General features: G+C 53.4%; 4 protein-coding genes and 1 pseudogene. 1 reads left to right on the top strand and 4 read right to left on the bottom strand.

Going from position 1 to position 9811, the window contains the following annotated elements; all coding sequences use genetic code 11:
* Positions 1-85: 85 nt before the first annotated feature.
* A complete protein-coding gene (locus SPI6313_RS12110; RefSeq protein WP_072621233.1) occupies positions 86-1252 on the top strand; it encodes a pyridoxal phosphate-dependent aminotransferase in 1167 nt (388 codons plus the stop codon).
* 24 nt (positions 1253-1276) lie between these two features.
* Here the strand turns inward: SPI6313_RS12110 and SPI6313_RS12115 are convergent, their stop codons facing one another.
* The 4 genes and pseudogenes from SPI6313_RS12115 to SPI6313_RS12130 all read right to left on the bottom strand — a co-directional run bounded on the left by SPI6313_RS12115 (position 1277) and on the right by SPI6313_RS12130 (position 9496).
* Complete coding sequence (locus SPI6313_RS12115) at positions 1277-3142, bottom strand: ArnT family glycosyltransferase (RefSeq protein WP_072621234.1); 1866 nt, start codon at positions 3140-3142, stop codon at positions 1277-1279.
* A gap of 57 nt (positions 3143-3199) precedes the next feature.
* Positions 3200-4366: pseudogene (locus tag SPI6313_RS25105) on the bottom strand (RRXRR domain-containing protein).
* Between the two features lie 305 nt (positions 4367-4671).
* Positions 4672-5982, bottom strand: coding sequence for a hybrid sensor histidine kinase/response regulator (locus SPI6313_RS12125; protein ID WP_084669000.1), 1311 nt, complete (start codon positions 5980-5982; stop codon positions 4672-4674).
* Positions 5983-6082: 100 nt separating this feature from the next.
* Positions 6083-9496 carry a GAF domain-containing protein gene (locus SPI6313_RS12130; RefSeq protein ID WP_139276628.1) on the bottom strand — a complete coding sequence of 1138 codons (3414 nt, stop codon included), beginning with the start codon at positions 9494-9496 and terminating at the stop codon, positions 6083-6085.
* Positions 9497-9811: the final 315 nt, after the last annotated feature.

Consider the following 9811-nt stretch of genomic DNA (forward strand, 5'->3'; position numbering starts at 1 on the left):
TTAAAGACAGCAACACCTCCGGCAACTCACCCCATACACTGGGGAGTTAATCCCTATTTATGCTGTGTTGAGAGGCCGCTTTACCGTGAAATTAGCCACCCGCATCAATCAAGTTCCTGCATCGATGACATTAGCCATTTCCGCCAAGTCCAAGGCGATGAAAGAGGACGGCATTGATGTGTGTAGCTTTAGTGCGGGGGAACCGGATTTTGATACCCCCGACCACATTAAAGCAGCGGCGAAAGCGGCCCTCGATGCGGGTAAAACGCGCTACGGCCCGGCGGCGGGGGAACCGAAATTACGAGCAGCGATCGCCCACAAACTCCAAACCCATAACCAACTCCCCTACGAAGCCGCCAATGTGATCGTCACCAACGGCGGCAAGTTTTCCCTCTATAACCTGATGATGACCCTGATTGAACCGGGGGATGAGGTGATTATTCCCGTGCCCTATTGGGTGAGTTATCCGGAAATGGTGAAGCTTGCCGGCGGTACGCCGATTTTAGTCGAAACCACGGCGGCATCGGGCTACCGGATTACCCCGGAGCAGTTGCAGGCGGCGATTACCCCCCAGACGAAACTGTTTGTTCTCAATTCGCCCTCGAACCCCACCGGCTCAGTGTATCCGCCAGCGGAGATCCGGGCGTTGGCGGATGTGGTGGTGGCGGCGGATATTCTCGTTGTGTCCGATGAGATTTATGAAAAGATTCTCTACGATGGGGCGGAGCATTTGAGTATTGGAGCGGTGAGTCCGGCGGCGTTTGAGCGGACGATTATTAGTAATGGGTTTGCGAAGGCCTACGCGATGACGGGCTGGCGGTTGGGCTATGCGGCGGGGCCGTTGCCGTTGATTCAAGGGATGAATAAGATGCAGGGCCACAGCACGTCCAATGTCTGCACGTTTGCGCAGTTTGGGGCGATCGCTGCCCTCGAAGGCACTCAGGAGCCGTTGGAGATTATGCGGGCGGCGTTTACGGAACGGCGGGCCTATGTGTTGGATGCGATCGCCGCGATTCCGGGCATTTCCTGCACCCGGCCCGATGGGGCGTTTTATGTCTATCTTGACATCGCTAAACTCGGTGTCCCGGCCCTGGAATTTTGCGATCGCTTCTTAGACGAGCATTTTGTTGCCTCCGTCCCCGGTGAAGCCTTTGGTACCCAAGGCTGCGTCCGGTTCTCCTATGCCACCAGCCTAGACTCCATCAAAAAAGGCATGGATCGCCTCCAAACCTTCGTGGCTAAACTCGCCTAACCCAATCCCAGAACCAACCCAGGTTTAGGGGGAAGCGATGTCATTGCGTTCGGCAATCACGGCGCGGGGGACGCGGACGAGTTGGTACGCGCCCTCTTGGTCGAGGGTTTGATAGTCCTGGGGCTTGAGGTAGAGTTCGTCGATGATCACCGGGTTGGCGAGAATGAGGATAGAGGTGGCATCGTCTGGGGGATTGTCGCGGGTGCGTTTGACGTAGGTGGCGGCGTGGGGAGCGTGGGAAAAGTAGTGAATGGGGGTTTGGGCGTAGAAGGAGACGCTGGGTTTGCGAAAGCCAATCATGAAGAGTTCTTCGGTGGGTTGTTTTTCGTGACCGGCGAGGATGGCCAGGTGGCGGAGGGGGGCCTGTCGTTCCTGATCGACGAGGATAAGGGTGGGAATCATCGTGAAGCTGAGGAAGCAGAAAAAGCCGATCACCTGGGCCACAATCACCCAACGCCAGGTTTTGCGATGGAGGAGCAAGAACGCGATCGCAATTCCCAAGGCGATCCAAATACTGCCGCCGATTTCCGGAATCAGGGATTGGTCTAAGGTCTGGGAAAAGTTGGGGGCGGCGGTATCGGGGCCGAGGAGGCTGGGGAAAATCCACCAAAAGACCCCGGTGGCGATCGCAAATATCGCACTGAACACCCCCGTGATTAAGATTCCTGCCGTATGGCGCGGTTGATGGGCCATGGAGGGCAACTTGTTCAGGGACAGTTCATAACTCCAGAGTTGCGCCACGAGGATCGCCGCCGCTGGCAGCAGGGGCAAGGTGTAGCTGGGGAGTTTGGTGACAGCCACGGTAAAAAAGCCAAAGATCACAATCACCCAAATCACCGCTAACAAACCCAGTTGAGCTTGGCGGGGTTGAGCGCACCAAAAGCGGCGTTGCCAGAGGTTGAGGCGAGCGATCGCCAAAGGCAGGGAAACCGACCAGGGCAAAAACCCCACCAGCACCACGAGGAAATAGAAATACCACGGCGCTGAATGTTGATTCACCACACGGGTAAAGCGATCGAGGTTGTGATAGCCAAAAAAGTCATTGATATAGGATTCTCCATTGGCTTGGATCACCAGCACATACCAAGGAATCGTGATCACCGCAAAAATCAGCAGCCCGCTCCAAACCTTGGCCTCCTGCCACACTGTGAACAAATTGCCCGTGTAGAACAGAAAAACCAGGATCACCAGGCCCGGAATGACAATGCCGACGGGGCCTTTCGTGAGCACCGCCAGCGCCATCGCCCCATAGCAGCCTAAATACCACCGACTCGGCCAAAAGCCACGCCGCACCTGACCTTCATGCCTCACATAGCCCCAAAAAAAGCACAGCAGCGACACCCCGATACAGGCATTAAGGAGCATATCCGACACCCCCGTGCGGCCCCAGGCGAACATTTGCACATTGAGGGCCAGCATCGCCGCCCCTAACCAGGCCGCGATCCACCGTTGCCGCAGGCTGCGACGGCTGTCGGCTTGATCCACCTGGCCAGCGCGGGGCGTGGCGTAGCCGAAACGATACAGCGTCAAAAAAAGACCGAGGACGAGGGCGATCGCAGCCAGAGCCGACGGCAAACGCACCGTCCATTCATTCACCCCAAAGGCCAGATACCCCAACGCCATTAACCAATACACCAGGGGCGGCTTATCAAACCGCGTCACCCCATTAAAATACGGTGTCACCCAGTCCCCCGTGACCGTCATTTGGCGCGAGGCTTCGGCAAACAGAGGCTCCGTCTCATCCACGAGTCCAACACTACCTAACCCCCACAGAAACGCCATCACACAAATCAGGCTGAGGGTGATAATCGAAAACCAAGCAGCTTGGCGAGGTCGCTGCTCAAAGGTCTGCCACCACTGCCACAGTCCAGATTTTTCACTGCCGTTCATCAAAAACTCCTTGTGGAAACCCCCACCTCGCACCGCAGGTGGGGGAGGAAACAAGCGTCAGGCAGCGGGGTTAAATGCCCCACTGACTGACAATCTCTGCGGGCAACTGACCAAAATACCCGTGGCGCGATAGAGTAGCTCAACCTTGGCAGCACTAAACTGCCCAATACGCTTCCAAGTGAACTCAGAAACAGAAACTTGCCGAGTTGTATCCCCACTCACATAGCCCACCGAGACACGACCTGCCATCTCAGCCCGCACTAGATCCCCCTTCCGGAATCCATGGCGGGTTACTGTGCCCCCATATTTGCGGCGTAGACCCTTCTGACGGGGAACCATGAGGTGCAGTTGCCTGCGACTGATGGGTGGCCGTTTAATCACCACAAATGGGGCAGATGTGAGCTTAACCTCTCCAAACCAAAGATAACCGTGACTGCGTTTCCGGTGGAAGGGACGATACCCGATGAAGTATCCACAGGCTAAAGCGATACCATCTACCGCATGGGTTTGGGGAATTTGTTCTGCTTTGTCCTGAGACTTCTTTAATCCCAAAGCAGAGCGAAGTTGAGCGGTGCCATTGCCATCCTGCTGCACCCGTAGCGACTGTANACGGGGGCAATCTGCTCCATTTTCTCAATGGCGTAGGCTTGCCCCACCATGACCGGAGAGAAACCTTGCCCAGATTTTGCTCCCTTTCGACCTGAGGTTAAGTCCACGTCGGCGCGAACTTTCTCGTAGCCAATGGTGGCAATGGGGAATAGTTGGGACAACTCCTGAACAACTCGAAACTCTAGGTCTCGGTTGGCTCGGATACTGGGGGGCACTTTCTGCTGTTTACGGTTGTTAAATCGCTTTTGGCGATGATTTCGTAGCTGGAAGGGTAACTCTCGATTAATCCGCCGACTGCGGCGAGAACGCCGTAGCATTCTGCGATGATCCATCCGTTCACGCACCCTGGGGTAGGGGAGTTCTAGGGTGGGACTGGAATAATGTCGCTTGAGCGGATTGAACGGCAATCCCTGAATAGAGTTTGCCGGGATCGACCCCGACCACGATGGGCTGGGTATTACGACCCGATGGCTCCGCTTTTAGGCGCACTGCCTTGATCCGTAGATTGGTTTTCACCCATTGGGCCTTGCCCTGCGCTACCCACCGTTGAGCGCGACTACTCTTGGTGGGCATGGCAGGAGTACCATCAGGGTTTTGGACTGGGATGCGTTGCATGGAAGATAATTCCAAAACTACAGGTCTCTTCAGCCAGTGAGTACGGTGTTTCTGGGCTGAACCCACTCCCTGAGATTCCAGGGCCTTACAAATAATCCGATTTAGAGAAGCAACCGGAAGTGTTGCCGTACTAACCTTGGTGGCCTATTCGCAGCTACGACCGGGTTATCTCCGGTCACTCCCCCACCTCGGCGGATGCCAGGTGGGGGTCATTGAAGCTGCTGCTTACTGAAAAGTCAAGCTATTCTAACAGGTTGCCTCGACGAGAGGGACGAGGTGTTGACGCTTTCACAGGGGGCACGTACTTAGGTGTCTTTGAGGCCTTCGGTGGGCAATTGAATGATCACCGTTGTGCCTTGGCCGGGTTCGGAGTGAATCTGAAGATCGCCGTGGTGGTCTTCAACGATGATTTGATAGCTGGTGGCGAGGCCGAGGCCTTGGCCGCTGCCGATGGGTTTGGTGGTGAAGAAGGGTTCAAAAATATGCGATCGCGCCGCTGCATCCATCCCCACGCCATTATCCTGAACGGTGATGGTAAAGCCGGTCTCTGTGGCATCAATACCCAGGGTCAAGGTGGGTGCGGTCTGATCCGTTTTGGCACGGAGTGCATCGATGGCATTGGTGATCAAACTTAAGATCACCTGGTTAAACTTACGGGCATAGCAGACTAGGTTGGGGATGTGCTTGTAATGCTTGACCACTTGAATCGGTGGGTCTGCCTGGAGACGCTGGTTCACTAACATCAGGGTTGTGTCAATGGCTTCGGCAATGTTGATCGTTTTGACATCGGATTCATCGAGGTGGGCAAAAATGCGCAGGGCGAGGATCAGCGATCGCAGCCGCTCCGTTCCCGACCGCATCGATTGCAGCACCTGGGGTAAATCGGCTTGGATAAACTCCAGATCCATCTCCTCTAAAAAGTCCTGCAAACTAGGCGACGGATTCGGTAACTCCGCTTGATAACGAGCGATCGCCTCAATCAACAGCCCCGCATAATCCGCCACCGGTTCAAGATTGCCCGCAATGAACCCCACCGGATTATTCACCTCATGGGCCAACCCCGCCACCAACTGCGCCAACCCCGCCAACTTCTCCTGCTGGATCACCTGGGCTTGGGTCTTTTGTAACTCCAGTAACGTGTTCTCCAACTGTCCATTGGTGGTTTTCAGAGTCTCATTTTGCGTCGCCAACTGCTGATGCAACTGCGCCAACTGTAATTGATGATTGACCCGCGCCAACACCTCTTCCAGCAGAAACGGCTTCGTAATGTAGTCTTCCCCCCCACTCTGAAACGCCTTCACCTTATCCTCTGCCTCATTGAGCGCACTCAAAAAAATAATTGGCACTGCCGCCGTTTGGGGATCAGCCTTCAACTGCTGACAGACCTGATAGCCAGTCATATCCGGCAAATTAATATCCAACAAAATCAGATCCGGCAGGAGAGATTTCACCGCCAGCAACGCCATCTTGCCATTAATCGCCTTGCGCACCCCATACCCTTGACCCTGCAACATATCAGACAAGAGCCGGAGATTAGCCGGGGTATCATCCACAATCAGTAAATCAAGGGTAGGGGATGGATTAGAGGGTGAATCCAGGGTTATAGGGGTCATCATAGGAGGGACTATCAAAATTCTGGAGCGTCAATGGCGGGATAGATTTAAAGCATTAATCAAACGAGTTTTCAATTAACTCCCTTGTACAGAATACCAAGGCTTACATCGGGGAACTCTCGTCTACATCAGAGGAGATGGGGAGTCCTAGCACCGGTTCGATCAACTCCACGATCGCATCAAAGCGAAATTGCACGGCTAATTCCGTCAGATAGAACATTAAGCTGGCACATTCCGGGGGGATCGCCTCAACAAGCCCAAAAATAGCCGTGTCATTCCCCTGGAGCGCAGCTTGATACACCTGATCAAGCCACTCGTAGGGCATTTGATCTAAGGTGGCGCGATTAAACTCGATGCTTGAGTGGGTCGCGTCATTGTCGAGGGATGATTCGAGGGGTTCAGGATCAGCGTATAGATACTCCACCTGGAGATGGGTGCGAATCACTTCAAAGAGTTCGGTTTCTTGGAAGGGTTTGCGGATAAAGTCATCACAGCCCGCCGTGAGGACATCTTGGCGATCTTCTTCAAAGGCACTGGCCGTTAACGCGATGATCACGATGTCTCGGCCCTGTTGTTGAGCGCGGCGGCGGATCGTTTGGGTGGCGACATAGCCATCCATGACGGGCATGCGCATATCCATCAGAATTAAGTCCGGTTTCCAGGTTTCCCACTGGGCGATCGCTTCTTCACCATTGGTGGCTTCGCAGAGTTCAAACCCCAGACGGCTGAGGAGTTGATTGAGCAGGAGCCGATTGTTGGGTTTGTCTTCGGCGATCAAAATCCGGATTTTGGTTTGACCTGGAACAAGGCAGGCCACGGGACGGGCTTCGAGTTCAGACCGGGCCAGCACGGTGTTGGCTTCGACAGGGGTAACGGCGATCGTAAAGCTAAAGGTGGCTCCACAGTTCGGTTGGCTATCGACGGTGATCGTGCCGCCCATCAGGTTGATGAATTTTTGACTGATCGGGAGTCCTAGGCCAGTGCCTTCTTGGGATTTTAACCCCACCGTGGTTTGTCCGAAGGCGGTGAAGAGTTGGTCATGTTCGCGTGGATCAATGCCGGGGCCGGTATCGGTGACGCGGAAGGTGATATGGCCGGCATCGTTCGATCTGACGTGCAGGGTGACTTGGCCCGCAGTGGTGAATTTGACGGCATTGTTGAGCAGGTTAATTAAAACCTGGCGCAATTTTCCTTCGTCGGCACAGATGTATTGGGGGACATGGGGCGATCGCTCCAAACTCAGAATCAAGCCTTTATCCCGCACCTTTAACTGAAACATTTGATAGAGGCCCTTCAACAGTTGATGAAGGTCAAAATTATGTTCCATTAGTACCGTGCGGCCCGCCTCAATCTTGGACATTTCCAGCACATCATTAATCAGGGTTAACAGATGTTCCCCCGACTGATTGATAATGTCGAGATATTGTTTTTGCTCCGCCATCAGCGTCGCCTCGCGGGTCAGGAGTTGGGTAAAGCCCAAAATCGCATTCATCGGGGTGCGGAGTTCGTGGCTCATGCTGGCGAGAAATTCACTTTTGGCCCGGTTAGCAGCTTCGGCGGCCTCTTTGGCGCGGGCCAGTTCGCGGGCTTGCTGCTGACTTTGGGAAAAGAGTTCCGCCTGTTGGACGGCGACCCCTAACTGCGTACCAATTTGGGTGAGAATTTTAATTTCCGATTCATTCCATTGGTGGGGCCCGCTGTTGTGGTAGGCGCAAAGAAGTCCCCAGATTTTTTTGCTAGCAAAGAGGGGGACGATCAGGTAACTGCGGGCTTGGAGTTGTTCGAGCAGTTCAATGTAGCAGTCGGTAAATCCGGCTTGGTAGATGTCGGTGACACTGTGATAGGCTACGCCACGCCGATAGATGTCGCCTTCGGTGTCTTTGAGGTAAGTATCTTCGACTAAAGCGCGGTCGGAGCGTCCGATGCAATCGACGTTTTCGGTGGCTTTCCGGGTGATCGGTGGATTGAGTTCTACGTCCACCACCGGCTGCCATCCGGCGGCGAGGGATTCGGCAACGAGTACGCCGCTCCAGTCGGGGTTAAAGCGATAGATCAAGACGCGATCGCACTCCAGCGCATGGCGCAGTTCTGCCGTCGTATCCCGGAAAATCGTTTCTAGATCCAAGGTTTGGCGCATTCGAGAAACGACGCGGGCGATCGCCTGCTCCCGTTGGGCGGTTTTGCGGAGTTGCAGTTCAATCTGTTTGCGCTCGGTAATGTCATGGATAATGCCCACGAGGCTCGCTTCGTGGTTCTGGCCTTGAAACGCAATCCGCTTTGTGGTGATCGTGCGCATCCGGTTTTGAGCATCGGTGAGGGTCGTTTCCTCTTCTTGTTCTTCCCCGGTTTCAAACACGAGTTCATCCTGATACCAGATTGCATTGGCTTCGAGGGTTGGCAACAGATCGTAGTTAGTTTTCCCTAACAGTTCAGTCGGCGATCGCCCCACCCAATCACAAAATGCCGTATTCACCATTGTTAAACGATGGTGACGATCTTTCACAAACATCGGCTCGGTGATGGCATTCAACACCCGCTCTAAAAACTCTTGGCTGGCTTTGAGGGCGGATTCTGCGATTGTCTTTTGAGCAATTTCCGTCGCTAAGGTTTCATTAATCATCACGAGTTCATTCGTCCGATTTTCCACCCGTACCTCTAGCTCCGCTTTATTTTGGGCTAAATCTATTAACGCCCGTTGACGCTGCAACTCTGTTGATGCCCGCGCCGCAAAAATTGTTAAAACTCCTTGGGATTGTTCGTCGAGAATTAACGGTTGACGATGGAGCAAACATAAATTTCCCACCACTTCCTGGTCACTATTAAGCAGTGGCATCCCCACATAGCCTTCGGCATTCATCGGCGCTAAGAGCGGATCATTGGGAAACAAAGCTTGGACTTTTTCGGGCACTGCACAAATTTCCTTTGTTTCAAAGGTGATGGCACAGGGCGTGTCGGCGATCGCATACACAATATTTTCACTCAAACACCCATGGGCCCAAATTGCCAAGGTTTGCAACTGGGGTTCAGTGTCAGTTTGTTGCAATTCCGACACCAACACATAATCCACCTGGAGTGCCGTAGCCAAATTTTCCACCAACGCATTGAAAAAATCCTGCCCTGTGGAGGATGCTGTCCCTTCTACCAGGCGACGGAAAAACCCCTCCATCCGCTGACGCTCCTGGATTTCGTCCTGGAGAGCAGCATTGATGCGTTCGAGTTCTTCCGGTGTTCGCAGGGCCAAAAATTGGGGGATGAGTTGCCACAATTCAAAGGCGGTGTAACAGGAAATCAAGGCCGTCAGCAACCGTTCAAACCCTGAGATCCAATAATTTGGAAACCATAAGGTCCAAATATCAAGGGTGTGACCAATGCCACACAGGATAATAAATGCGCCAAACAGTACCAAGACACGGGTTAACTTCAACTCCGGACGTTGGGCCACAAAATAGATCAGCATTGCCGGAATCGAAAAATAAGCGATCGCAATCAACGCATCACTAATTACATGAAGACTCACCAATGGTTTTTGCCACAGGTAACAAGAGCCATGGGGCATATAAGTTGATAGCATTAATGTCCGTAATAAGAAATCCCACATAAAACTTGAATAATAATGAATTCTTTGTACCGAGCAATCCAAGCAAAGTTGAGGAAACTCAACCCTCAAAAACCCAGAGCTTGAGCTATTCCTGACCCTGATTGCATCGAAGATGGCGATCGCTGACCTGTTTCAACCCTTCTCAATATTCCATATTGCTTTTTCTGGCCCATGCAACAGCATTAGCCACGGACTCCTAAGCATCAAACAATGAATAACTTCGACTTGGAAGGC

This window comes from Spirulina major PCC 6313 (genome assembly GCF_001890765.1).
Lineage (GTDB): Bacteria > Cyanobacteriota > Cyanobacteriia > Cyanobacteriales > Spirulinaceae > Spirulina > Spirulina major.